21 protein-coding genes are annotated in these 24,198 nt (G+C 68.8%); 16 read left to right on the forward strand and 5 right to left on the reverse strand.

Translation table 11 applies throughout. The features are described from left to right. A partial coding sequence (locus JLI01S_RS12675; RefSeq protein ID WP_084349410.1) for a class I tRNA ligase family protein occupies positions 1-1,821 on the forward strand: 1,821 nt, incomplete at its 5' end. Here the strand turns inward: JLI01S_RS12675 and JLI01S_RS12680 are convergent. Continuing rightward, positions 1,811-2,278: a carboxymuconolactone decarboxylase family protein gene (locus tag JLI01S_RS12680; protein WP_068265160.1), complete on the reverse strand. Its 468-nt coding sequence runs from the start codon at positions 2,276-2,278 to the stop codon at positions 1,811-1,813. The two genes, JLI01S_RS12675 and JLI01S_RS12680, sit on opposite strands and share 11 nt — an antisense overlap. Before the next feature lie 62 nt (positions 2,279-2,340). On the opposite strand from JLI01S_RS12680, the gene JLI01S_RS12685 reads away from it, so the two are divergent. The 3 genes from JLI01S_RS12685 (at position 2,341) to JLI01S_RS12695 (ending at position 6,461) form a co-directional block, all read left to right on the forward strand. Beyond that, a complete protein-coding gene (locus tag JLI01S_RS12685) occupies positions 2,341-3,201 on the forward strand; it encodes a DegV family protein (RefSeq protein ID WP_068265162.1) in 861 nt (286 codons plus the stop codon). Between the two features lie 90 nt (positions 3,202-3,291). Continuing rightward, positions 3,292-4,065 (forward strand): ComEA family DNA-binding protein, encoded by a 774-nt coding sequence (locus JLI01S_RS12690; protein ID WP_245634615.1) that lies wholly within the window; start codon positions 3,292-3,294, stop codon positions 4,063-4,065. Next, the gene (locus JLI01S_RS12695; RefSeq protein ID WP_068265164.1) at positions 4,062-6,461 is read left to right on the forward strand and encodes a ComEC/Rec2 family competence protein; all 2,400 of its coding nucleotides are present in this window, start codon (positions 4,062-4,064) and stop codon (positions 6,459-6,461) included. The genes JLI01S_RS12690 and JLI01S_RS12695 overlap by 4 nt, the downstream gene beginning before the upstream one ends. A gap of 124 nt (positions 6,462-6,585) precedes the next feature. Here JLI01S_RS12695 and JLI01S_RS12700 read toward each other — a convergent pair whose 3' ends face one another. Then, positions 6,586-7,500, reverse strand: a complete 915-nt coding sequence (locus tag JLI01S_RS12700; protein ID WP_068265169.1) for a LysR family transcriptional regulator — start codon at positions 7,498-7,500, stop codon at positions 6,586-6,588. Between the two features lie 46 nt (positions 7,501-7,546). On the opposite strand from JLI01S_RS12700, the gene JLI01S_RS12705 reads away from it, so the two are divergent. Further along, the gene (locus JLI01S_RS12705) at positions 7,547-8,383 is read left to right on the forward strand and encodes an NAD-dependent protein deacetylase (protein WP_068265171.1); all 837 of its coding nucleotides are present in this window, start codon (positions 7,547-7,549) and stop codon (positions 8,381-8,383) included. Here JLI01S_RS12705 and JLI01S_RS12710 read toward each other — a convergent pair. Together JLI01S_RS12710 and lexA are read right to left on the reverse strand one after the other, a co-directional pair. Further along, positions 8,364-8,783, reverse strand: coding sequence for a glutaredoxin domain-containing protein (locus JLI01S_RS12710; protein WP_068265173.1), 420 nt, complete (start codon positions 8,781-8,783; stop codon positions 8,364-8,366). The genes JLI01S_RS12705 and JLI01S_RS12710 overlap by 20 nt on opposite strands. A gap of 12 nt (positions 8,784-8,795) precedes the next feature. After that, complete coding sequence (lexA, locus tag JLI01S_RS12715) at positions 8,796-9,545, reverse strand: transcriptional repressor LexA (RefSeq protein WP_068265175.1); 750 nt, start codon at positions 9,543-9,545, stop codon at positions 8,796-8,798. 220 nt (positions 9,546-9,765) lie between these two features. Here lexA and JLI01S_RS12720 point away from each other — a divergent pair, with 220 nt between their 5' ends. The 10 genes from JLI01S_RS12720 (at position 9,766) to JLI01S_RS17385 (ending at position 22,138) form a co-directional block, all read left to right on the forward strand. Continuing rightward, a complete protein-coding gene (locus JLI01S_RS12720) occupies positions 9,766-10,140 on the forward strand; it encodes a LysM peptidoglycan-binding domain-containing protein (protein WP_068265177.1) in 375 nt (124 codons plus the stop codon). Positions 10,141-10,437: 297 nt separating this feature from the next. Further along, positions 10,438-10,896, forward strand: a complete 459-nt coding sequence (gene nrdR / locus JLI01S_RS12725; RefSeq protein ID WP_068265179.1) for a transcriptional regulator NrdR — start codon at positions 10,438-10,440, stop codon at positions 10,894-10,896. Positions 10,897-11,019: 123 nt separating this feature from the next. Beyond that, entirely contained in the window at positions 11,020-13,923 is a 2,904-nt protein-coding gene (locus tag JLI01S_RS12730; RefSeq protein ID WP_068265183.1) for a vitamin B12-dependent ribonucleotide reductase, read from the forward strand. A gap of 79 nt (positions 13,924-14,002) precedes the next feature. After that, positions 14,003-14,914, forward strand: a complete 912-nt coding sequence (locus JLI01S_RS12735; protein ID WP_245634616.1) for an HNH endonuclease — start codon at positions 14,003-14,005, stop codon at positions 14,912-14,914. 46 nt (positions 14,915-14,960) lie between these two features. Beyond that, positions 14,961-15,809, forward strand: coding sequence for a protein NO VEIN domain-containing protein (locus JLI01S_RS12740; RefSeq protein WP_068265186.1), 849 nt, complete (start codon positions 14,961-14,963; stop codon positions 15,807-15,809). Between the two features lie 82 nt (positions 15,810-15,891). Beyond that, entirely contained in the window at positions 15,892-17,583 is a 1,692-nt protein-coding gene (locus tag JLI01S_RS12745) for an HNH endonuclease signature motif containing protein (RefSeq protein WP_068265188.1), read from the forward strand. A gap of 78 nt (positions 17,584-17,661) precedes the next feature. Beyond that, entirely contained in the window at positions 17,662-18,477 is an 816-nt protein-coding gene (locus JLI01S_RS12750; RefSeq protein WP_245634617.1) for a nuclease-related domain-containing protein, read from the forward strand. A 63-nt stretch (positions 18,478-18,540) separates the two neighbouring features. Then, positions 18,541-20,214, forward strand: coding sequence for a nuclease-related domain-containing DEAD/DEAH box helicase (locus JLI01S_RS12755; RefSeq protein ID WP_068265190.1), 1,674 nt, complete (start codon positions 18,541-18,543; stop codon positions 20,212-20,214). A 29-nt stretch (positions 20,215-20,243) separates the two neighbouring features. Then, positions 20,244-20,723 carry a hypothetical protein gene (locus tag JLI01S_RS17010; protein WP_157074953.1) on the forward strand — a complete coding sequence of 160 codons (480 nt, stop codon included), beginning with the start codon at positions 20,244-20,246 and terminating at the stop codon, positions 20,721-20,723. Between the two features lie 110 nt (positions 20,724-20,833). After that, positions 20,834-22,138, forward strand: coding sequence for a DUF2510 domain-containing protein (locus tag JLI01S_RS17385; RefSeq protein WP_068265194.1), 1,305 nt, complete (start codon positions 20,834-20,836; stop codon positions 22,136-22,138). A gap of 84 nt (positions 22,139-22,222) precedes the next feature. Here JLI01S_RS17385 and JLI01S_RS12770 read toward each other — a convergent pair whose 3' ends face one another. Beyond that, positions 22,223-23,596, reverse strand: coding sequence for an L-serine ammonia-lyase (locus JLI01S_RS12770; protein WP_068265196.1), 1,374 nt, complete (start codon positions 23,594-23,596; stop codon positions 22,223-22,225). A gap of 106 nt (positions 23,597-23,702) precedes the next feature. On the opposite strand from JLI01S_RS12770, the gene JLI01S_RS12775 reads away from it, so the two are divergent. Further along, complete coding sequence (locus JLI01S_RS12775) at positions 23,703-24,194, forward strand: hypothetical protein (RefSeq protein ID WP_068265198.1); 492 nt, start codon at positions 23,703-23,705, stop codon at positions 24,192-24,194. Positions 24,195-24,198: the final 4 nt, after the last annotated feature.

Below are 24,198 nucleotides of genomic sequence, written 5' to 3' on the forward strand. Positions count from 1 at the left end.
GGCGGCGCGGCGACGCCCGCCGAGGCCGTCGCCGCCTACCGCGACGCCGCTGGCCGCAAGAGCGATGTCGAGCGTCAGATCGACACCAAGGACAAGACGGGGGTCTTCACCGGGGGCTGGGCGACCAACCCGGTCAACGGCGAGCGCGTCCCCGTCTTCGTCGCCGACTACGTCCTCATGGGCTACGGCACCGGCGCGATCATGGCCGTGCCCGCGCACGATGCCCGTGACTTCGACTACGCCACCGCCTTCGAGCTGCCGATCCGGCACGTCATCGCGCCGCGCGACGGTCAGATCGACGAGTCGGCTCCCTTCGTCGGGGATGGGGTGGCCACCGCCTCGACCAACGACGAGGTGAGCCTCGACGGGCTGGGCGTCACCGAGGCCAAGGCCGCGATCACGACCTGGCTGGACGAGCGCGACCTCGGCCACGGGACGATCAACTACAAGCTGCGCGACTGGCTCTTCTCCCGCCAGCGCTACTGGGGCGAGCCCTTCCCGATCGTCTTCGACGAGGAGGGCGTGGCCCACGCGGTCCCCGAGTCGATGCTGCCGATCGAGCTGCCGGAGGTCGACGACTACAGCCCGCGCACCTTCGAGCCCGATGACGTGAGCAGCGAGCCCGAGCCGCCGCTGGGCCGCGCCACCGAGTGGGTCGAGGTCGAGCTGGACCTCGGTGACGGCGTCAAGAAGTACCGCCGCGAGACCAACACGATGCCCAACTGGGCCGGGTCCTGCTGGTACTACCTGCGCTACCTCGACCCCGCCAACTCCGACGCGCTCGTCGACCCGGCCAACGAGGCCTACTGGGTCGGCCCGCGCGACGAGGCCGTGCCCGGCGCGCCGGCAGGCACCCGTGACCCGGGTGGCGTCGACCTCTACATCGGCGGCGTCGAGCACGCCGTGCTGCACCTGCTCTATGCCCGCTTCTGGCACAAGGTTCTCTTCGACCTGGGTCACGTGAGCAGCGAGGAGCCTTTCCGCAAGTACTTCTCGCAGGGCTACATCCAGGCGCACGCCTACCGTGACGACCGTGGTCAGCCCGTGCCGGCCGCCGAGGTCGAGGAGCACGCGGGCGATGACGGGGAGACGACCTTCACCTGGCAGGGCCAGGCGGTCACCCAGGAGTACGGCAAGATCGGCAAGTCGCTGAAGAACGCGGTGAGCCCGGACGAGATGTACGAGCAGTTCGGCGCCGACACCTTCCGCGTCTACGAGATGTCGCTCGGCCCGCTGGAGCAGTCCAAGCCGTGGGAGACGCGCGCCGTCGTCGGCAGCCAGCGCTTCCTGCAGCGCCTGTGGCGCAACGTGATCGACGAGGAGAGCGGTGAGGTCGACGTCGTCGACACCGCTCTCGACGCCGACACCGAGCGGCTGCTGCACCAGACCATCGCCGCGGTCACGCAGGACTACGGGTCGCTCGGCTTCAACACCGCGATCGCCCGCCTGATTGAGCTCAACAACGCGCTCACCAAGCTCGGTGACGTGCCGCGTGCGGCGATCGAGCCGCTCGTGCTCATGGTCGCCCCGATCGCGCCGCACCTCGCCGAGGAGCTGTGGTCGCGTCTGGGCCACTCCGACTCGCTGAGCGCCGAGCCCTTCCCCGTCGCCGACCCGAGCAAGATGGTCGAGTCGAGCGTCACCTGCGTCATCCAGATCAAGGGCAAGGTGCGCGACCGCATCGAGGTCCCCGCGGACATCAGCGAGGCCGACCTCGAGGCGCTGGCGCTCGATCGCGACAAGATCAAGGCAGCGATCGAGGGCGGGGTGCGCAAGGTCATCGTGCGCGCACCCAAGCTGGTCAACATCGTCACGGCCTGAGGCGCACCGGGTGCTCGGAGAGGATCGACACCCGGTTGAACGCGTTCATCGTCACGGCCGCCCACTCGAGCGCCGCGAAGGCCTCCTCACCCAGGAGGTCGCGCGCGGACGCGAGCGCCTCCCTTCGCTCCTGGGGGTCGGGCAGGGTCGTGGTGACCTCGGCGACGTGCAGGACGGCGCACTCGACGGTGTCGAAGAGCGCCGACTCCTGCCAGGCCGGCAGCTGCGCGATGCGCTGGACCGTGGCGCCGGCCTCGATCGCCATCCGGGTGTGCATGTCGAGGCAGTAGGCGCAGCCGTTGATCTGCGAGATCCGCACATTCATCAGCTCGATCGTCTCGCGCTCCAGGCCGGCGGCCTCGGCTGCGGCGGAGACCTTGAGCGCGAGGGCGTTGAGGGCCTTCCACGCCTCCGGCACGGTCTTGTCGAGGTAGGGCAGGCGCTGCGTTGTGGACATGCTCGTCAGGCTATCCGCGGACGTCTGGCGCCCGGGCGGCACGCTCTCGATACGCTCGCCTCGTGAGCATCGCCGTCATCACCGACTCGACCGCCTCGTTGCCGCTGGAGATGCGCACCGAGCACGGGATCACCGTCGTGCCCCTGCACGTGGTCGTCGACGGGCAGGAACGCGTCGAGGGTGACGACGTGGGCACCGACTGGGTCGTCGACGCGCTGCGTCGCAAGGTGGACATCTCCACCTCACGTCCCGCTCCCGTCAGCTTCTTGCGGGCCTACGAGAAGGCGGCGCAGGGGGGAGCCGAGTCGATCATCTCCGTGCACCTGAGCGCCGCGATGTCCGGGACGGCGGACTCCGCGCACTCGGCAGCGCTGGAGTCGCCCGTGCCGGTGCACGTCGTCGACTCCCACACCATCGGGATGGCGGTCGGCTTCGCCGCAGTGTCGGCCAGTCGGGATGCCGCGGCCGGACGAGACGTCGAGGACGTGCTGGAGCGCCTGGAGCGGCGTCTGGACGCGTCCTCGGTGCGGCTGCTCGTGCACTCGCTCGAGCGGCTGCGCAGGGGTGGGCGCATCGGCGGTGCCAGGGCGCTGCTCGGGTCGGCTCTCGCGGTCAAGCCCGTCCTGCACGTGCAGGACGGTCAGGTCGAGCCGCTGGAGCGGGTGCGGACGGCCAGCAAGGCGATCGCCCGGCTGCAGGCGCTCACCGTGGAGCACTACGACAACCTGCCCGAGTGGGCCGACGGCGTGGACATCGCCGTGCAGCACGTCGAGTCGGACGACACCAGGGCGCACGCCCTGGCGCGGACCCTGGCCGATGCCCTGAGCACGCGCGTGGAGGTGACGCGGTTGAGTGCGACCATCGCCTCGCACGTGGGACTGGGGACCATCGGCGTCGCCGTCGTCCCACGCATCCGCGACTGACGATCCACAACCGCGGCCGGGTCGCGGCGGCGCTCCACAGCGGCGGCTGGCTGTCGTCGGCCACCGGAGATGCTGCCTAGCGTCGCTGCCATGAGCCGTGCCAGCGAACCCTCCGCCCGGGTCACCGAGATCCTCGAGCAGGGCCGGGACCCGCGGCCGCTGGTGCTGCCGTCGACGCTGGCCGCAGGACGCTATGGCGTGAGTCGGCAGGCGATCATCGGGGTCGCCCTCATTGTCGCGCTCGCCGTGGCGATGCTGGGTGGGCGCTATCTCCTCGCGCGCGGTGATGCGGCGCCCCAGCCCGTGACGATGGGCGCGGGGAGCGACGCCGGTCCGAGCGCCGACACCCTCCCCGGGGCCAGCCCCACGTCGCGGACGGCAGCGACCGGGGCGACGACGGCGGCACGCGTGACGGTCCATGTCGTCGGGGAGGTCGAGCGGCCGGGGGTCGTCACCCTGCCTGCAGGCTCGCGTGTGGACGATGCGCTCGACCTGGCGGGTGGTGCGACCTCGGAGGCCGACCTGTCCCAGGTCAACCTCGCCCGGCCGCTCGTCGACGGCGAGCAGGTCGTCGTGCCCGCGCCGGGGGAGGCGGCAGTGGGTGCACCACCTGGTGCAGGAGGTCCGGCGGGTGCGGGTGGCTCGGGAGCCGCAGGCCCCGGCGGGGGCGACACCTTGGTCAACCTCAACACGGCGGACCTCGCCACCCTCGAGACGCTGCCCGGTGTCGGGCCGGTGCTCGCCCAGCGGATCCTCGACTGGCGCACCGAGCACGGGCAGTTCACCGCCATCGAGGAGCTCGGCGAGGTGAGCGGCGTCGGGGACAAGACCTATGCGCAGCTCTCACCCAAGGTCACCGTGTGAGCCGGGAGCCGCCCGTCCTCGACCTGCGGCTCCTCGTGCCGTGCCTGAGTGCGTGGGCGCTGGGCGCCTGGGCCCTGACCTGGTCGGGTCAGCAGCGGGCGGTGGGGGCACTGTGTGCCGTGGCGCTCCTGCTCGTCGCGATCGCCCTCGGTGTGCGGTACCGGGGGCGGCACGCTCGACCGTCGTGGCGACGCGACGGCCCGGGCGCGATGGCGCTGACGCTCGTCGCAGCGGGGCTCGTCCTGGGCTCCTCGGCGATCCACGAGGCCACGCGGAGCGTGGGCCCGATCGACGAACTCGCGGGGCAGGGCGCGATGATCCGGGCCCAGGGTGTGGTCCTCACCGAGCCGATCGTGCGGGCGGGACGGACGGGCAGCGACTCGGGCAGCGACTCGGGCAGCGACCCACCCCAGCAGGTCCTGCTGCGGGTCCGGCTGGAGACGGTGACCGCACGAGGGGCGAGCACCCGGGTGAGCGCGCCGGTCTTCGTCCGGGCCAAGGAGGCCTGGGCGGACGTGGGCTGGCACGACCGGATCTCGCTGTCCGGCAAGCTGTCACCCGCTGACCCGGCAGACCCGGAGGTCGCCGTGCTCAGTCCACGGGGTCCACCGGAGCTGGTGGGTGAGCGGTCGATGGTGCGGACCGCCGCCGAGCACCTGCGCAGCGGGATGCGGGCAGCGGTGGAGCCGCTCCCCGGAGATGCCCGTGCTCTCCTGCCTGCGCTCGTCATCGGGGACACCTCGCTCACCCCGCAGGAGCTCACCGACGACATGCTCGTCACCGGGATGTCGCACCTGTCCGCCGTCAGCGGCTCCAATGTCGCCGTCGTCCTCGCCGCACTGGTGGGTGCCTGCCGCGCAGGGGGCGTGCCGCGGCGCTGGAGACCGTGGGTGGCCGGTGCCGGACTGGCCTTCTTCGTCGTCCTGGCCCGACCGGAGCCGAGCGTCATCCGGGCAGCGACGATGGGCGCCGTCGGCCTGCTGGGGATGAGCTCGTCCCGTCGCGGCTCCGGCACTCCGGCGCTGTGCGCGGCGATCCTCGTGCTGCTCACGTACGACCCGTGGTTGGCCCGCTCCTACGGCTTCGTCCTGTCGTCGTTGGCGACCCTCGGGCTGCTGCTCTTCGTCCGGCCGTGGTCAGCAGCGATCAACGCGCACCTGCCACGACGCCTGCACCTCGTCGGCCCCGCGGTCGCCATCCCCCTGGCCGCCCAGCTCGTCTGTGGGCCCGTCATCGTCCTGCTCCAGGGCAATGTCAGCCTCATCGCCGTCGTCGCCAACCTCGTGGCGGCCCCCTTCGTCGCGCCGGCCACCGTCCTCGGTGTGAGCGTCGCCCTCGTCGCCGTGGTGAGCACGACCCTGGCGACGTTCGTGGGGTGGTGCGGGGCCCCCTTCGCGTTGGCCATCGCGTGGACCGCACGGGTGAGTGCCGACGTGCCGGGCGGAGCCCTGCCATGGCCCGACGGGGCGCTCGGCGCGGTGCTGCTCACCGTCATCACCGCGCTCGGTGTGCTGTCCGGGCCGTGGGCGATCAGGCGCTCGCGGGCCAGCCCGCTCGTGGCACTCGCGCTCGTCGTGGTGGTCGTCGTGACGGCGATGCCGCAGCGCACCCTCGTCTGGCCGCCGCCCGACTGGCGCATCGTCGCGTGTGATGTCGGTCAGGGGGACGGGCTGGTCCTCGCCTCCGGACCCGGGCGTGCGGTGCTCGTCGATGTCGGTCCGGAGGGCGGCGGCATCGACGGCTGCCTGCGACGTCTGGGGGTGCGCACGCTCGATGCGGTGGTGCTGACGCACTTCCACGAAGACCACGTCGGCGACCTCGCCGCAGCGATCGGGGACCGGCCGGTGGGCCGCATCCTCGTCACCCCGGTCGAGGATCCGCAGTGGGCGGCTCGTCAGGTCCGTGCCCTGGCGGCCGAGCGGTCGATCCCGGTCACGACCGTCGTCGCCGGAGGACATGTCGAGCTGGGGGAGGTGGGTGCCACGGCGTGGTGGCCGGCACGAGTGGTCGCCGGCGGCTCGGCGGCCAACAACGCCAGCATCGTCCTGCACGTCCGGGTGGGGGAGGTCTCGGCCCTGCTGCTGGGGGACGTCGAGCGAGAGGCCGGCCACGCGATGCTGCTGGCGATGCGGCGTGACCCGGGCATGGCCGCGGCGGCGACCGACCTCGATGTGGTCAAGATGCCGCACCACGGCTCGAGCAACCTCGACGAGGACTTCATGGACGAGGTGGCGGCCCCCGTCGCGATCATCAGCGTCGGCGAGGACAACACCTATGGTCACCCGACACCCACGGCCCTGCGGTGGGCGCGCGAGCACGGGGCCCGCGTGCTGCGGACCGACCAGGACGGTGACATCGCGATCGTCGAGGGCCCCGCCGTCCGCACAGCCCGGTAGGCGTACCGCTCATGGCAAACAGGAGGTGTCGAGCGGATGAGGAGGCTCTCATCCGCACCTCATCCTCGCTTCACACCACGCGAGCGTCGTGGGGTCTGCCGGCCTGACTCGAGCAGGCGCCGGATCAGGCGGGCAGGGCCACCTGGGCGGAGGCGAGGAGGGCCGTGAGCGTCGCGGCGACCGCGGGCACCTTGAGCAGGTCCTCCGTGGTGACCACATGGATGCGCCGGCGACTCTGCGGGTCGAGCGGTCGGATGACGACATCGGGGTTCGAGGTCGCCGCGCGGATCAGGTCGGGGATGAGCGCGACGCCGAGGCCGGCCGCGACGAAGCCCTGCACGGCCACATAGTCCTCGGTCTCGAAGGCGACCTTGGGGGCGAAGCCGGCGTCGTGCGCGATCTTCAGCAGGTGGCCGCGACAGCGCGCGCACCCGGCGATCCAGTCCTCGTCGGTGAGGTCGGTCATCGAGACCGTCTCCTTGCCGGCGAGGCGGTGGTCCCGGGGGAGCGCGACGCGGACCTCCTCGTCGAGGAGGGGGTGGACGGCGAAGCCCTCGAGGTCCTCACCGCGGCCCAGGTCGCTGCCGTCGTAGGTGAAGGCGACGGCCAGGTCGACCTCGCCGGAGCGCAGCGCGGCCAGTGACTCCGGCGGCTCGGCCTCGGCAAACTGGACCGACAGGTCAGGGTGCTCGGCACGCACTGCCGCGAGCGCGCGGGGGACGAGGGTGACGGAGGAGGAGGGGAAGGCCATCAGGCGCACCCGGCCGGAACGCAGACCGGCGATGGCAGCAACCTCTTCCTCAGCGGCGTCGAGGGCCGCGAGGACGGGGGCTGCATGGCGCGCGAGGACGGCGCCGGCCTCGGTCAGCCGCACGGAGCGGCCGACCTTTTCGACGAGGACGGTCCCGGTGCGCTGCTCGAGGCGCTTGACCATCTGGGAGACGGCGGGCTGGGAGTAGCCGAGGGCCAGGGCAGCGGCAGTAAAGCTGCCTTCCTCGGAGATGGCTCGCATCACGCGCAGCCCTGCGGCGTCGATCATGGGCCCATCGTAGGTCGGGCGGCGGTGTGCTGCTCATACTGGTCTGGTGATCGAGGACATCGCCCGCGTGCTGGCGGCCGGGCCGGCGCTGGTGCTGACCGGTGCCGGTATGTCGACGGACAGTGGCATCCCCGACTATCGAGGCCCGGACGGCACGCGCAGGGTCACGCCGATGCACTACTCGGAGTTCGTCGGGAGCAGCGAGGCGCGCCAGCGGTACTGGGCGCGCAGCTTTGTCGGGTGGCGCCGCTTCCACGCGGCTCGGCCCAATCTGGCCCATCACCTCGTCACCCGGCTGCAGGAGCTCGGCACGGCCGGTGCGGTCATCACGCAAAATGTCGATGGTCTGCACCAGGCCGCTGGCACGAGAGATGTCGTGGAGCTGCACGGCAACCTCGTCGAGGTGGTCTGCCTGACCTGTCAGGCCCGGGTGGACCGCCCGGCGCTGGATGCGCGGATGGCGGCGGACAACCCCGGCTTCGACGTCGACAGCGACGAGATCCGTCCCGATGGCGATGTGCGTCTGGACAGTGTGGACGTGGAGCGATTTCGCCTCCCCGTCTGCCTGGCCTGCGGGGCCGACACCCTCAAGCCGGATGTCGTCTTCTTCGGCGGAGCAGTCGCCAAGCCGCTCGTGCAGCACTGCTACGACCTGGTCGACGCCGCGCCCAACCTGCTCGTCCTCGGCAGCTCGCTGCAGGTGATGTCGGGGCTGAGATTTGTACGGCACGCCGCCAAGCGCGGGATCCCGGTCTCGCTCATCACCCGCGGTCCCACCCGAGGTGATGACCTCGTCGACCTTCGCGTCGACGGGGAGCTGGCGGACTCCCTTCGTGTGCTCGTGGAGGAGCTCAGCGCTGACGTCAGCGCAGCGCGGCCCTGACCAGGTCCGGCTCGGGGTTGGTGTGCACCTGCTCGCCGATCCGCACGGTGGGCACGGTCTCGTTGCCGTCGTTGATCGAGCGGACGAAGGCGGCCGCCTCCTCGTCGGCCCAGATGCTCACCCAGGTGGCCTTGTCCCTGTCCTTGCCGAGGGCGCCGCGCAGCCGCAGGCAGTAGACACACCCCGGCCGCCAGTAGATGACCACGGGGAAGTCGTCGCGGCGAGCGTCCACGTCGGCGTGGCGAGGACCGCGGCGCCCGTTGAGCGGTGAGAGCCACCATGCGAGGACGAGGAAGCCCACGGCGAGCACGAGCATCGACAGATCACCCGTCAGCACCAACTGCACGAGCAGGGCGACGCTCGCGACCACGCCGGTCAGGGCCGGCCACCATCGACTCATGGAACCCGGTCCTCAGAGCCGCCGCAGGACGGCGGTGACCTTGCCCAGGATCGTCGCGTGGTCACCATCGATCGGGTCGAAGGCCGGGTTGTGGGGGAGCAGCCACAGGTGGCCGTCGGTGCGCTTGTAGGTCTTGACCGTCGCCTCGTTGTCGAGCATCGCCGCGACGATGTCGCCGTTGTCGGCATTGGGCTGCTGACGCACGACGACCCAGTCTCCGTCGCAGATGGCGGCGTCGATCATCGAGTCGCCGACGACCTTGAGCAGGAAGAGGGAGCCCTCGCCGACGATCTGCTTGGGCAGGGGGAAGACCTCGTCCACGACCTCCTCCGCGGTGATCGGGACGCCGGCAGCGATCTGGCCGAGGACGGGGACGTAGCTGGCCTCGGGGCGAGCGTCACCGGAGCCGGTGGGGTCGACGACCTCGTCGGTGCTGCTCGCGCCGCCTCGCATGCCGCCCAGGTCGGAGACCGTGGCCGGCGGAGCGTTGTGGCCGTCGGGGGCGATGACCTCGATGGCCCGGGGCCGGTTGGGGTCACGACGCAGGTAGCCCTTGCGCTCGAGGGAGGAGAGCTGGTGGGCCACGGAGCTCGGGCTGGTCAGGCCGACGAGCTCGCCGATCTCGCGCAGGCTCGGCGGGTAGCCCCGCGTCGCCACGGCATTGCGGATCACCTCGAGCACCTTGCGCTGGCGGACGGTCAGCCCATCACCAGTGTCCCGCTCGGGCAGCTGGTGGATGTTGTCCTCGTCCGTGCCGCTCATGCTCGACCCCTTCGTCCGTGTCCGGTGGAACCGAGGTCTTGCCAGCGTTGTCGGTGCTCGCTGGTCAACTTCTCGGTAGTGAAGACACTAGGCCGATCGAACAGGCTTTTCAAACATCTGTTCGAGCGTGTTGTTGATTTTCTTCGAACACCCGTGCTAGACATCGTACAGACGTTCTATCGAACACCGGTTCGACAGGACCGCACCGAGGAGGACCCGCATGACTGCTCTCACCGCCACCCCGATCCGCATCGACGTGCCGACGCGCTCGCGCCACCTCGTCTCCGTGCCGACCGGTGACGCTGCTGTCGCGCGCCCGGCCGTTCGCACGCGGCTGACCCGTCGCGGCCGCCTGGCCATCACGACCTCGGCCCTGGCCGTGGCCAGTGTTGCCGGCGCGACTTTCGCCTTCGGGGGGCCCGCTGTCACCCCGCAGGAGATCACCGTCGAGCCCGGTCAGACGCTCAGCCAGATCGCCTCGAGTGAGCTCTCCGGTGTGCCGACGGCCGAGGCCGTGACCAACATCCAGGTCGCCAACGGGCTCACGACCACGCACATCCACGCCGGTCAAACGCTGACGATCCCGACGCCCTGACGCCTCGCCGCCCGCCGCGGCGACCCCCTTCCTCCCGGGCCCACCGACCCAGCCCGGGCCGGCCATCGGCCATCTCCGTCCCCCTCGGAGGTGGCCGATGTGCCGTTCGTCGACGGGTTTTTGTGGGGACTTGCGTCGCGTGGGCTGGAGGCGTCTAATGGTCACTACATCTAGTGGTTACACAGTTGTCATTCGTCCACATCTAGTGCACAGGCTGACGGCAGTTGTCCACAGGAAACCGGGGTTCGTCCCCAGTTTTGTCCACCGCACCATCCACAGACGAAGGGAGATCCGGCCGTGCACTGCCCATTTTGCCGTCACACCGACTCCCGGGTCATCGACAGCCGCACGACCGACGACGGCAGCGCGATCCGTCGCCGTCGGCAGTGCCCAGAGTGCAGTCGCCGCTTCACGACGCTGGAGAGCGCGAGCCTGACCGTCACCAAGCGGTCTGGCGCAGCGGAGCCCTTCAGCAGGGCCAAGGTTCTCGCCGGAGTCCGCAAGGCCTGTCAGGGGCGACCGGTCACCGAGGACCAGCTCGCCCTCCTCGCCCAGCGCGTGGAGGAGAGCATCCGATCGCAGGGGAGCGCGGAGATCGACGCCCACGAGGTGGGCATGGCGATCCTGTCGCCGCTGCGCGACCTGGACGAGGTGGCGTACCTGCGCTTCGCCTCCGTCTACCAGTCCTTCGACTCGCTCGAGGACTTCGAGTCGGCGATCGCGACCTTGCGTCGCGAGCACGCCGCCACCACCTAGCACCCCGGGTGCCGACACGCGAGTGGGCTGTCGGTACCCGGTGACACCGTGAGCAGTAGCCCGCACCAGCCGTAGACGAACCACACAGCAGCAGACCGAAATTTCGGATCGAGGAGACGCAGCATGACCGAGACCGCCGGCAAGCCCAGCACCCGTCGTGGGGCCCGCACCAAGGGCCTGACGATCGAGCGTATCCACACCACCGAGGGTGTGCACCCCTACGACGAGATCACCTGGGAAAAGCGTGATGTCGTCCAGCAAAACTGGAAGACCGGCGAGACGATCTTCGAGCAGCGCGGTGTCGAGTTCCCCGACTTCTGGTCGGTCAACGCCTCGACCATCGTCACGACCAAGTACTTCCGTGGTGCCGTCGGTGCGCCCGAGCGCGAGTCCGGCCTCAAGCAGCTGATCGACCGCGTCGTCCTCACCTATGTCAAGGCGGGCAAGGAGCACGGTTACTTCTCGACCGACTCCGACGCCGAGATCTTCGAGCACGAGCTGACCTACGCGCTGCTGCACCAGATCTTTAGCTTCAACTCCCCGGTGTGGTTCAACGTCGGCACGGCCAGCCCGCAGCAGGTCAGCGCCTGCTTCATCCTCGCGGTCGATGACTCGATGGACTCCATCCTCAACTGGTACAAGGAGGAGGGCTTCATCTTCAAGGGCGGCTCCGGCGCCGGCCTGAACCTCTCCCGCATCCGCTCCTCCAAGGAGCTGCTCTCCTCCGGTGGCACCGCCTCCGGCCCGGTCTCCTTCATGCGTGGTGCTGACGCCTCCGCCGGCACGATCAAGTCCGGTGGCGCGACCCGTCGTGCGGCCAAGATGGTCGTCCTGGACGTCGACCACCCGGACATCGAGGAGTTCGTCGAGACCAAGGCCAAGGAGGAGCACAAGATCCGTGCCCTGCGTGACGCGGGCTTCGACATGGACCTCGGCGGGTCCGACATCACCTCCGTCCAGTACCAGAACGCCAACAACTCGGTGCGCGTTACCGATGAGTTCATGCGTGCGGTCGACGAGGGCACCGAGTTCGGTCTGACCTCGCGCAAGGACGGCTCGGTCATCGAGACCGTCGACGCTCGTGAGCTCATGGGCAAGATCGCCAAGGCTGCGTGGGAGTGCGCTGACCCGGGCATCCAGTACGACGGCACGATCAACGACTGGCACACCAACCCGGAGTCGGGTCGGATCACCGCCTCCAACCCGTGCAGCGAGTACATGTCCCTGGACAACTCCTCCTGCAACCTGGCTTCGCTCAACCTGCTGAAGTTCCTCAGGGACGACGACACCTTCGACGTCGAGCGCTTCCAGGCGGTTGCCGAGCTGGTCATCACCGCGATGGACATCTCGATCTGCTTCGCGGACTTCCCGACCGAGCCGATCGGCGAGACCACCCGCAACTACCGCCAGCTGGGCATCGGGTACGCCAACCTCGGCGCGCTGCTCATGGCGACCGGTCACGGTTACGACTCCGACGGTGGTCGCGCGCTGGCCGCGTCGATCACCTCGTTGCTGACGGGTGCGTCCTACAAGCGCTCCGCCGAGCTCGCCGGGATCGTCGGTGCCTACAACGGCTACGCCCGCAACGCTGACGCCCACAAGCGCGTCATGCGCAAGCACCAGGCGGCCAACGACCAGATCCGCACGCTGCACACGATGGACAAGGACATCCACGCCTACGCCACCAAGGCGTGGGACGCGGTCGTCAAGGTCGGGGAGAAGAGCGGTTACCGCAACGCCCAGGCGTCGGTGCTCGCCCCCACCGGGACCATCGGCTTCATGATGGACTGCGACACCACGGGCATCGAGCCCGACTTCTCGCTGGTGAAGTTCAAGAAGCTCGTCGGCGGCGGCTCCATGCAGATCGTCAACCTGACGATCCCGCGTGCGCTGAAGAAGCTCGGCTACGCCGAGGAGACCATCGAGGCGATCGTCGAGTACATCGCCGACAAGGGTCACGTCATCGACGCCCCGGGTCTGAAGCAGGACCACTACGAGATCTTCGACACCGCCATGGGTGCGCGCGCGATCGCGCCGATGGGTCACGTGCGGATGATGGCTGCTGTCCAGCCCTTCCTCTCCGGTGCCATCTCCAAGACCGTCAACCTGCCGGAGACGGCGTCCGTCGAGGAGATCGAGGACGTCTACATGCAGGGCTGGAAGCTCGGCTTGAAGGCGCTCGCGGTCTACCGCGACAACTGCAAGGTCGGCCAGCCGCTGTCGGACGGAGGCTCGACCGCCAAGGACGCGAAGGACGCCAAGGACGCGGCTGCTGTCGAAAAGGTCGTCGAGTACCGCCCGCTGCGTCGTCGGATGCCCAAGCGTCGCTCCTCGCAGACGACGAGCTTCGCCGTCGGTGGGGCCGAGGGTTACTTGACTGCTGGCACCTACGACGACGGTGACCTGGGTGAGCTCTTCCTGAAGTTCGGCAAGCAGGGCTCGACCCTGGCCGGTCTGATGGACGCCTTCTCCATCGCGATCTCGATAGCCCTGCAGCACGGTGTGCCGCTGGAGACCTACGTCGAGAAGTTCACCAACCTGCGCTTCGAGCCGGCCGGCATGACGGACGACCCGGACGTGCGGATGGCGCAGTCGATCATGGACTACGTCTTCCGTCGCCTGGCGCTGGACTACCTGGACTTCGACACGCGGTCCTTCATGGGTATCCACACCGCTGAGGAGCGCGCCCGTCAACTCGAGACCGGCTCGTACGAGGCCTCGTCCTCGGACGACAACGACTCGGACTACGACGACGACTCCTACAGCCAGGGCGTCGCGACCAGCGAGGTCAAGGAGGCCAAGCCCGAGGCCGTCGCCAAGGACGAGACCATCACCGACCAGTCCGGTGCCGGTGCGGCCTCTGCCCGTGCAGCCGACGCCACCGTCCACTCCTCGGCCGAGCTCCTGGAGAAGTTCCAGGGCAAGACCGCCGACGCCCCGATGTGCATGACCTGCGGTACCAAGATGCGTCCCGCCGGCTCCTGCTACGTCTGCGAGGGTTGCGGCTCGACCAGCGGTTGCAGCTGATCTGAGTAGGTGATCGAAGGGGGTCAACCGGTGAGTCCGGTTGGCCCCCTTCTCGTCGTTCGCCTGGCAAGCTCCAGTCATGGCGTGGGATCTGGACTACGAGCGGGCCTTTCGTACAGCAGCTATGGGCTGGCTCTCGGACGCGGCTACGGCGGAGCGCGACTGGCTTCGTTCGGAGACTCTGCGGGCCTTCGAGTTCGACGGAGTTCGCGTACCTCTCGTCGATGCCCAGCGCGGGATCCGCAAACCGGCGGGCGCCGTAGCCGCACTTTCGATCCGGACTGTGTATCGGCCGGAGGGGGCGGCGAGGCCCTACGAGGACGCGGTCGGTCCGGATGGCCGTCTCAGGTACAAGTGGCGTGGGACAGACCCAGACCACCCGGAGAACAAGGCCTTGAGGGCAGCCATGGAGTCTGAGCTGCCCCTCATCTGGTTCTTCGGTGTCGGGCCAGGGGACTACAAGCCGATCTACCCGGTCTACATCGACGGTGAAGAATCACTCCAGCATCAGTTTGTTGTCGCAATTGATGAGGTCCAACGTGACTCGATCTCTGAGGCAGCCGATGAGCACGTGCGCCGCTACCTCCGGGTGGAGCGTAATCAGCGCGTCCACCAACGGGTCTTTCGCTCGACCGTCATGCGTGCCTACCAGACGCGATGCGCGGTGTGCTCGCTTCGCCACGGCGACCTGCTGGATGCAGCGCACATCGTCGAGGACCGGCATGACCTAGGGGTCGCCTCCGTTCGGAACGGACTGGCGCTGTGCAAGATTCACCACGCCGCGTTCGATGCCAACATCCTCGGCATCAGGCCCGATCTCGTGGTTCAGATCCGGGCAGACCTCTTGGAGGAGGTGGACGGGCCCATGCTGCAGTACGGGCTCAAGGAGCGACATGACGAGAGGCTGATGGTGCTTCCGAGCCTCAAGCGAGAGCAGCCTGATGCCAGCTTGCTGGAGCTCTCCTACGAACGCTTCAGGGCCGCCAGCTGACGCGGTTATCGGGTCGGCATATGGTTCAAGCAATCGGGGAGGCTGAGTGGCAACCAGGGTGGCGTGGTCTGACGAGGAGAACAGCATTCTCGTGCACGCGTACCTGGAGATGCTGAGGTCCGAGCTGAAAGACGAGATCTTCGTCAAGGCGGATGTCAATCGTCAGCTTCAGGGTCTCCTTGACCGCGGACGTGGGTCCATCGAGTTCAAGTTGATGAATGTGAGCGCGGTCCTTCGAGAGCTGAGCTTCCCTTTCGTCAACGGTTACAAGCCATATCCCAATATCCAGGCGTCTCTGCGGGACTGCGTCCGCGAGGAGATCTTGCGACGGCAGGACCTGACAGACTTGGCCTTCGACAGCATGACGGCATCGATGCCTGACGTCGCTGATTCAGCAACGTGGAAGCAGGGGGAACCGCCTGCGCTGGGGTTGCAGCCGAGCGACGGCCTCCCCGGTCAGCGCGCAGGACGATGGAACTTCGTCGAGCTGGAAGCGATGAATCGACGACTGGGAGCCGCCGGCGAGCGTGCAGTCTTGGCTCGCGAGCGTGTGCTCCTCACCAAGGCCGGGCAGCACCACCTTGCTTCACGAGTCGATCACGTCAGCCAAACGGTGGGGGACGGTCTCGGGTTCGACATCCGGTCGTTCGAGCCAGACGGCACCGAAAAGCTCATCGAGGTGAAGACCACGAAGCGCGGAGCTCACTGGCCCATGGTCGTCAGTCGAAATGAGGTCGAGGTCAGCGGCGTTGAGGGGGAGCGCTACCACCTCTATCGTCTCCATGACTTCCGGCCAGAAGCCGTGCGCTTCTACACGCTGCGCGGCGACCTTCGCACTGCCTGCGATCTAGCGCCTGAGTCATACACGGCGCTTCCATCGCGCTCCTCAGAGTGAGCGACTGAGCCGGGCCGACCATCGCTGCTGGCTCTGATGCAGACACCAGAGCGTTGTCACCCCTCGCTGGAACCATGGACACATGTTCGACGATGAGCTGACGATGGTGGAGGAGTCCTTCCGGGGACTGGGGCGGGCACGAGCGGGGGTGACCGAGCGCGGTGGCCGGGCGGACGAGCGGAGCCTCACCGAGGTGCTCACGGCTACGGAGCGACTCAGACGCGCGGCCGATGCCCTCGAGTTGTCCGTACTGGGGCAGGTCGTGCGCTGGGGCGAGGAGCGTGGCCCGGACGGCATCTACCGTCAGGTGCGCCTGCGCGAGGGTGAGGTGGCTGAGTTCGCCGAGGAAGCGGTGGCGATGGCCACGCACTCCAGTACGTGGGCTGCGGGGGAGCGGTGTGATCTGGCAGCCCGAGCGGTGACGGACCTGCTGCCCATCGCCGACCTCGTCGCGGAGGGACGTATCCCGACCAGGGCGCTGGGCATCGTGGCCAAGGAGACCAAGCGTGCCAGCGCCGAGGCCGTGGCGGCGGTCCTGACGCACCTGCTCGCCCCCCTTCGCGGCAAGCCCGGGTCGGTCCGCATCGGTGAGCTCGAGGAGCGTGCGCTGCGCAAGGCGATCCGGCGGATCCTGGCGAGGGTCGAGCCTGAGCTGCTGGCGGAGAAGGCTCGGCGTAACCGTCGCGAGCAGACGGATGTGAGTTTCGCGGAGGGTCCGGTCGGCACAGCGCAGATGTTTGCCACCTTGCCGTCCGAGATGGCGGTCGCCCTCAAGGAGGCCATCGAGGTCGCCGCGAAGCTGCGTCGCGAGGTGGATCCGACGTTGACCGCTGGCGCCTCACGCGCCTACGGACTTGCCGACCTCGCGCTGAGGGGTGTGGAGGTGCGGGCGAGCATCCGCCTGGGCATTCCGATCATCACCTCCGCTGCCTCCAGGCTGACCTTCGCCCCCTACGAAGGGGGCGAATGTCTCGAGACTCCTCCGTCGCACCTCGACCAGCGTGGGACCACCACCGTCGGCCAGGACCTGCACGGCCCGACCGCTCGCGAAGGGCGCTTCGTCACCGGGGAGGGCGCTGACGCGGTCGACGTGGTCCCGGAGGAGTGGGCGGGCGACGCGGTGACCTCGCAGGTGCCCGCCAGCTTGGGTCCGGGAGGGCAGGAGTGTTGGATCAGTGGCTGCGAGATCCCGGGGGTTGGGTTCATCCCGGCGGACGTGGTTGCGGCCTTGACGAGCAATCTGGAGACCAAGGTGTCCCGGGCTCTGGTCGATGCTCGTACCGGAACCCTCGTGGAGACGAGCAACCCGCGGTACGTGGTGACGGAGGGGATGCGCGAGTTCGTCTACGCGCGGGACGCGACCTGCCGGATGTGGGGCTGCAACCGTGCGATCGATCAAGGGGGCTCGCAGACCAACGGCGACCTGGACCACGCGAGGGAGTGGCCGCAGGGCGAGTCCTGTCCGGCCAACCTGTCGGGGCTGTGCCGCCACCATCACCGCTTGAAGCACACGCCGGGGTGGACGCACAGGCTGCACGAGGATGGGCGCACCGAGTGGATCAGTCCCGCGGGGGTCGCGACGGGCACCTTCCCGAGCCTGTGGGTCCACACCGACGACGAGGGTTCGCCCCCTACAGAGGGGGCGAATGACTCGAAGCCGCGCTATGTCTGCGACGAGGACGAGGAGCGCCACGCCTTCTACGAGTCCCTGAAGCCGGAGTGCCTGGTCGGGGTCGGGGGACCGCAGGAGTATCCGGTCGACCCTTCCTTCTGACGGTGGTGTTTGCCCCCTCTGGAGGGGGCACAAAGGGCCCCTGTCCAGGAGGCTCGTTCATCTCTACGCTGATGGCGCATGGCCGACCCATCAGGTCTGGATGACAAGCGGATGAAGCTCCGCTACGCAGGAAGCTGCCGCCTCTGCGGCACGACGCTCCCCGCGCGTACAGACGCGGTCTACGAGCGAGTGACCAAGACCGTGCGCTGCGTGGAGTGCGCTCCGGTGGGTGTCGAGCCCGCCCCCGTCGTCACCTCTCACGCAGGCTCCTCCGCTCGTCGCGAGTACGAGCGACGCAGGGCCAAGGACGAGGACCGTCTGCGGCACACGTGGGGCCGTCTCGGCGGCCTGGCCGTCGCCCTGTCGGACGAGCGCCAGAGCACCACGGCCTGGGCCGCCGGCGCCGTCGGCGAGGAACGTCTCGGCGCCCACGTGGACGGGCTCGCCTCGCCCTCGCTCGCTGTACTCCACGACCGTCGCATCGCGCGCTCCCGTGCCAACATCGACCACCTCGTCATCACGCCGAGCGGGATCTGGGTGATCGACGCCAAGCACTACAAGGACCGCCCACGCCCACGCCTCGTCATCGAAGGGGGGATCCTGCGTCCTCGTGTCGACAAGCTCATCGTCGGCCGACGCAACCGCACCACGCTCGTCGACGGCATGCTCAAGCAGATCGACGTCGTCCGGGGAGTCGTCGGCGAGCTCCCCGTCACTGGTGCGTTGTGCTTCGTCAATGCCGACTGGCCGCTGATCGGCGGGTCCTTCACCACCCGCGGTGTCCACGTGCTCTCGCCCAAGAAGCTCTCCAAGCTCCTGACCCAGCCCACCGAGCCTCGCCTCGACGTGGCCAAGGTGCACGCCATACTCGCTGCGCGGCTGCCCGCTGCGTGAGGCCCTTCGAGACGCTTGCAGCGCAAGCTCCTCAGGGATCGGGGAACTGGATACGTTGACCCCATGCCACGCCTGATCCCGCAGGACCCGAGGTTCCCGAACGACTCCGAGCGCGTCGTGTGGGAAAACCTGAGGGACTCCCTTCGTCCGCAGGACACGCTGATCGCCAACTTCCGCCTGACCGACAGTCGCAAGGACCACGAGGCGGATCTGGTCGTCGTCATGCCCGACATCGGCGTGGTCGTCGTGGAGGTCAAGGGGAGTGGCGTGCGGGTCGAGGACGGGCGGTGGTCGATCCAACGTGACGGCAAGCGCGTCGCCATCGACCCGGTGGGGCAGGTCCGGGGCACGCACTACGCGATCCGGGAGTACGTCGAGTCCGACCGTCGCTGGGCCGACTCCTCACGCGCGAGGGTGCGCTTCGCGCATGCGGTCGTCACCCCCTTCGTCAGTCTCGGTCTGGACTTCGACCTGCCCGACTGCCCGCGCTGGATGATCCACGACCGTGAGGACATGGCGACGCTCGCCGAGCGGCTGGCCGACATCCCGCTCGGCTTCGACACCCACCTGCGGGTCCCGGACGAGACTGACTGCGACACCGTCGTCGACATCCTCACCGCCCGCGGGACCGACGCCGTCATGACGGTCGTCGACGAGGCCGACGAGCGCGAGGCCCGCGCCGACCGGCTCACCCAGGAGCAGGGGATGATCCTCGACGTCACCCGGCTGCTGCGGCGGGTCGAGATCCGTGGGGGAGCCGGCAGCGGCAAGACGGTCCTCGCCCTCACCCAGGCCTCGCAGCTGAGCGCCGGCCGCACCGGAGAGCTGCCACGACCCGCCGAGCGAGTCGCCTTGCTCTGCTACTCGATCGGGCTGGCGACCTATTTGGGGCGCGAGGTGGCGACCTGGCCGCGACGCCGGCGACCCGCCTTCGTCGGCACCTTCGAAGAGCTCGGCAACCTCTGGGGCGTCCCCTCGGGGACCCGCGACGACCCCCACTACTGGGAGGAGGTCTTCCCGCGCCTGATGGCAGACAAGGCTGCCGAGCTGCCACCCGGGAAGCGTTTCGACTCCTTCGTCGTCGACGAGGCGCAGGACTTCGCCGAGTCGTGGTGGCGGCCGCTCATCGGCGCGCTGACCGACGAGAGCGACGGCGGCCTGTACATCTACTCCGACGAGAACCAGCGCCTCTTCAACCGATTTGGTCGCCCGCCGGTCCCGCTCGTGCCCCTCGTCCTCGACCACAACCTGCGCAACACCAAGCAGATCGCCGAGGTCTTCCGTCCGCTCGCCCCGCTGCGGATGCGGCTCGAGGGCGGCGACGGACCGGACGTCGCCTTTGTCGCAGCGACCTCCGAGGAGGCTCTCGACATCGCCGACGACCAGGTCGATCTGCTGCTGGACGAAGGGTGGAACCGCGCCCACGTCGCCCTCCTCACCACCGGCAGGCGGCACCCCGTGCAGGTCGAGCGGCAGGAGGAGCTCGGGCAGCGCGGCTACTGGGACACGTTCTGGGACAACGACGACGTCTTCTACGGCCACGTCCTCGGAGCGAAGGGGATGGAACGTCGCGCCGTCGTGCTCTGCGTCAACGAGAGCGGGACCATGGGCCGCTTCCGCGAGCGTCTGTACGTCGGTCTCTCCAGGGCCACCGACCGCCTCGTCGTCGTCGGTGATCTCGACGTCATCGCCCGCGTCGAGGAGCAGGTGGCACGGACACTGGCCGGGCGCAGGTAGCATCGACCCCGGTAGACACAGGGGAGAACATGAACGAACACGCGCCCGGCTGGTACGAGCACGAGGGCGAGCGACGCTACTGGGACGGGTCCCAGTGGACGCACTCGTCGTCGACGCCCGCAGCGTCGACGCCACCGCCGCCACTCGCAACACCGCCACCCACACCGCCGGTCACGAGCCAAGTCGTGCCCTACGCGCCGCCGCCGATGTACGGATCAGGGCAACCGCCATACCCCGGTGGCATCCCGGTGGCCCGCAAGGAGCCCGCCATCGCGTTGGTCGTCTCCTTCCTCATCCCCGGAGTCGGGTCGATGATGAACGGCGACGTCGGCGCAGGCGTCGGGTTCCTCGGCCTCTACATCTTCGGCCTCGTCCTGGTGATCTGCCTCGGCTGGATCCTCATCGGCTTCATCGGGCTGCCGATCATGCTCGTGGCCTGGGGATGGAGCATGTACCACGCCTACCAGGGCGCCGTGGACTTCAACCGACGAGCCGGGTATCAGAACTAACCCGGCTCGGCAAGGCATGGGGACTTCTCCCCATGCCCTCAGGGGAGCAGCGCAGGTACGCTGGCCCAGCACATGATGATCACATTCGAGAGATACGGAGAGGGCCTGCGATGAGCAACTGGGCTGCCGGTTGGTATCAGGACCCTGACAACCAGGGACAGATCCGCTATTGGGACGGCAATGGATGGACCGAGCACCGGCAGGCCACGCCTGACGGTTTCGGCGTCGGAGCCCCGGGCCCCGACTCCTCGGGTGCCGGTACCCGACAGGACAATGTCGGTTCCACGAGCGAGGTCGACGAGGCCACGCGAGTGCGCCCAAACGCCGACCGTGCGCCCGAGACGGAGGCCATCTCCACCGACAGCACGAGTTATGGCGCCGCGGCCTACGGGCAGCAGGGCTATGACCAGTCCAGCGCCTATGGCCAGCAGCCGGGCTACGGGCAGCAGGGCTATGACCAGTCCGGCGCCTACGGCCAGCAGGCTGGTTACGGGCAGCAGGGCTACGACCAGTCCGGCGCCTACGGCCAGCAGCAGGGCTACGGCCAGCAGCCCGGTGGCTACGGCCAGCAGTCGTCCTACGCAGCGGGCCAGCCCGCCAGCAAGAGCAAGCTGCCGCTGATCGCCGGTCTCGGCGTCATCGGCCTCGTGCTCGTGGTGGCGCTGGGCTTCCTGGGCTTCAAGCTCATCGGTGGCAGCGACGAGGACCCGACCACCGCGGCACCGCCGTCGACCACGAGCCAGCCGACGGACTCGCCGACCACCTCGGACCCGACCGACTCGCCGACCACGTCGGATCCGACCACCTCGGACCCGACGACCTCGACGACCACGGACGGCCCGACGCAGAAGGCCAACTCCAAGGCCGCCACGTGGAACACCACGTACAAGGGCAAGGGTCACGACAGCATCAAGGTCCCCGCTGGTGACGGCCCGGGTCTGATGGAGTTCACCTACGACGGGCAGAAGTACGACAGCCTGACGATCAAGGGGCTGGACTTCAACGACAAGACCAACGAGTACATCCTCTCGGCCAGCGACAGCAAGAAGGGCACCGTGGCCTACAACCTCACGGGGTACAGCTCGAGCACCACGCAGGTCGAGATGGACACCAAGGGCTCGTGGAGCGTGAAGTTCAAGAAGATCAGTGAGGCCCCGACCTTCGGCAAGAGCGAGAAGGGCGACGGCTCGCAGGTCTTCAAGTGGGACGGCAAGAAGGCTGACATCGGTGTGAAGTACACCCAGCCCAAGGACTCCTTCATCGGCAACATCAAGGTCCAGGCCGTCGGCGCCTCCGACTACCCGGACCGTCTCGTCAGCGAGTACGACAGCTACGAGGGCACCACCACGGTCCAGGAGGGTACGAAGTACCTGGTCGTCGACGCGGCAGGCGACTGGTCGATCACCAAGAAGTGATCTCCTGACGCGCGTCGTCGAAGGGGGCTGGTCCAGATCAATCTGGACCGGCCCCCTTCGTCATGCCGCGAAGGGAGCGGACGCTCAGCACTCGATGACGTTGACGGCGAGCCCGCCGCGGGCGGTCTCCTTGTACTTCACCTTCATGTCCCGACCGGTCTCGCGCATCGTCTTGACGACCTTGTCCAGCGACACCACGTGCGAGCCGTCGCCGCGCAGGGCGGTCCGGGCCGCAGTGATCGCCTTGACGGACGCGACGGCATTGCGCTCGATGCACGGGATCTGGACGAGCCCGCCGACCGGATCGCAGGTCAGGCCCAGGTTGTGCTCCATGCCGATCTCCGCCGCATTCTCGACCTGAGCCGGGCTGCCGCCCATCACGGCGGCCATCGCGCCGGCCGCCATCGAGCAGGCCGAGCCGACCTCGCCCTGGCAGCCGACCTCGGCACCGGAGATCGACGCATTTTCCTTGTAGATCACGCCGATCGCGGCCGCGGTGAGCAGGAACCGGACGATGCCGTCGTCATCGGCACCCGGCACGAAGTCGACGTAGTAGCGCAGCACCGCGGGGATGATCCCGGCCGCACCGTTGGTGGGGGCCGTGACGACCCGACCGCCCGCTGCATTCTCCTCGTTGACGGCCAAGGCATAGAGCGTCAGCCAGTCCATGCCGCGCAGGGGGTCAGTGCTGTCGCCCTCGGAGCGCAGCCGCTGGTGCAGCTGGGGGGCGCGACGACGGACCTTGAGCCCGCCGGGGAGCACGCCCTCGGTGCGGGAGCCGTTGTCGATGCACTCGACCATGACCGACCAGATGTGCAGCAGCTCGCTGCGGATCTCGTCCTCGGTGCGCCAGGACTTTTCGTTGTCCAGCATCACCTGGGAGATCGACAGGCCGGTCTCCTGGCAGATCGCGAGCAGCTGGTCGCCGGTGGTGAAGGGGTGGGCGACAGGCGTGGTGTCGGCGACGATCTTGGTCGAGCCGGAGGCGGTCTCGCCGACGACGAAGCCACCGCCGACGGAGTAGTAGGTGTGGCTGCTGATCGGCTCCTCGCCCTCGCCCCACGCGGTGAAGGTCATGCCGTTGGGGTGCAGGGGGAGCGCCTTGCGCCGGTGCAGCACGAGGTCGTCGTCCTCGACGAAGTCGATCTCGTGCTCACCCAGCAGGTTGACCTGCCGTGAGCTGCGGATCTGCTCCAGCTGGCCCATGACGGAGCGGGGGTCGCACAGCTCAGGGCGCTCGCCGGACAGACCGAGCAGCACGGCAGTGTTGGAGCCGTGACCGCGGCCGGTCGCGCCCAAGGACCCGAAGAGCTCGGCCTTGACCCGGCGCACGTCGGAGAGCATCCCCTCGTCGCGCATCCGCTCTGCGAACATCACGGCGGCCCGCATGGGGCCGACGGTGTGCGAGCTCGAGGGGCCGATGCCGATCGAGAACAGGTCGAAGACGCTCAGTGCCACGGGTGGCTCTCCTGGGTGCTGGGGGTGGGTGCACGGATGGCGGACGCGCTGGGTGGGGCGTCGTGCCGTGGCTCACACTACCGACCCCGGCTGGCCGGGTGGGCCTGTGGAAAAGCTTGCGGTGCGCAGCGACGATCGGGCCATCATCAAGGGCATGACCTTTGAAGACCTGCCCCATGACTGGCCCACCCGACCTCTGACCGACCCGCGGATCGCCGCTGATGTCGTCGACCTCGTCGTCCGTGAGAGCGACCGCGCCACGGGATGCCTGACCATCCTGCTGTGCGACGACACCCGGCGCATGATCCAACCGATCTCGATCACCGACCTGGACCTCGTCGGCCCGGCGCCGGGGGAGTACGGGCGTCCCTTCGACCTCGTCGTCGGCGAGTTCGCCGAGCGTCTTGGCGGAGTGGTCGTCGCGATCGGCCGCCCCCACGGGTCATCGCCCGATGACGAGGCCCGGGCATGGCACGAGGCCGCCATCGCCGGCTGCCGCGAGCACGGCGTGCCACTGCTCGGCACCTACCTGGCGACGGCGGACGCCGTCGTCGAGATGCCGCGCTGGGACCAGCTCTCGCTCGCGCCCACCGGCTGACCTG

It is taken from the genome of Janibacter limosus NBRC 16128 (genome assembly GCF_001570985.1).
GTDB classification, from domain to species: Bacteria; Actinomycetota; Actinomycetes; order Actinomycetales; family Dermatophilaceae; genus Janibacter; species Janibacter limosus.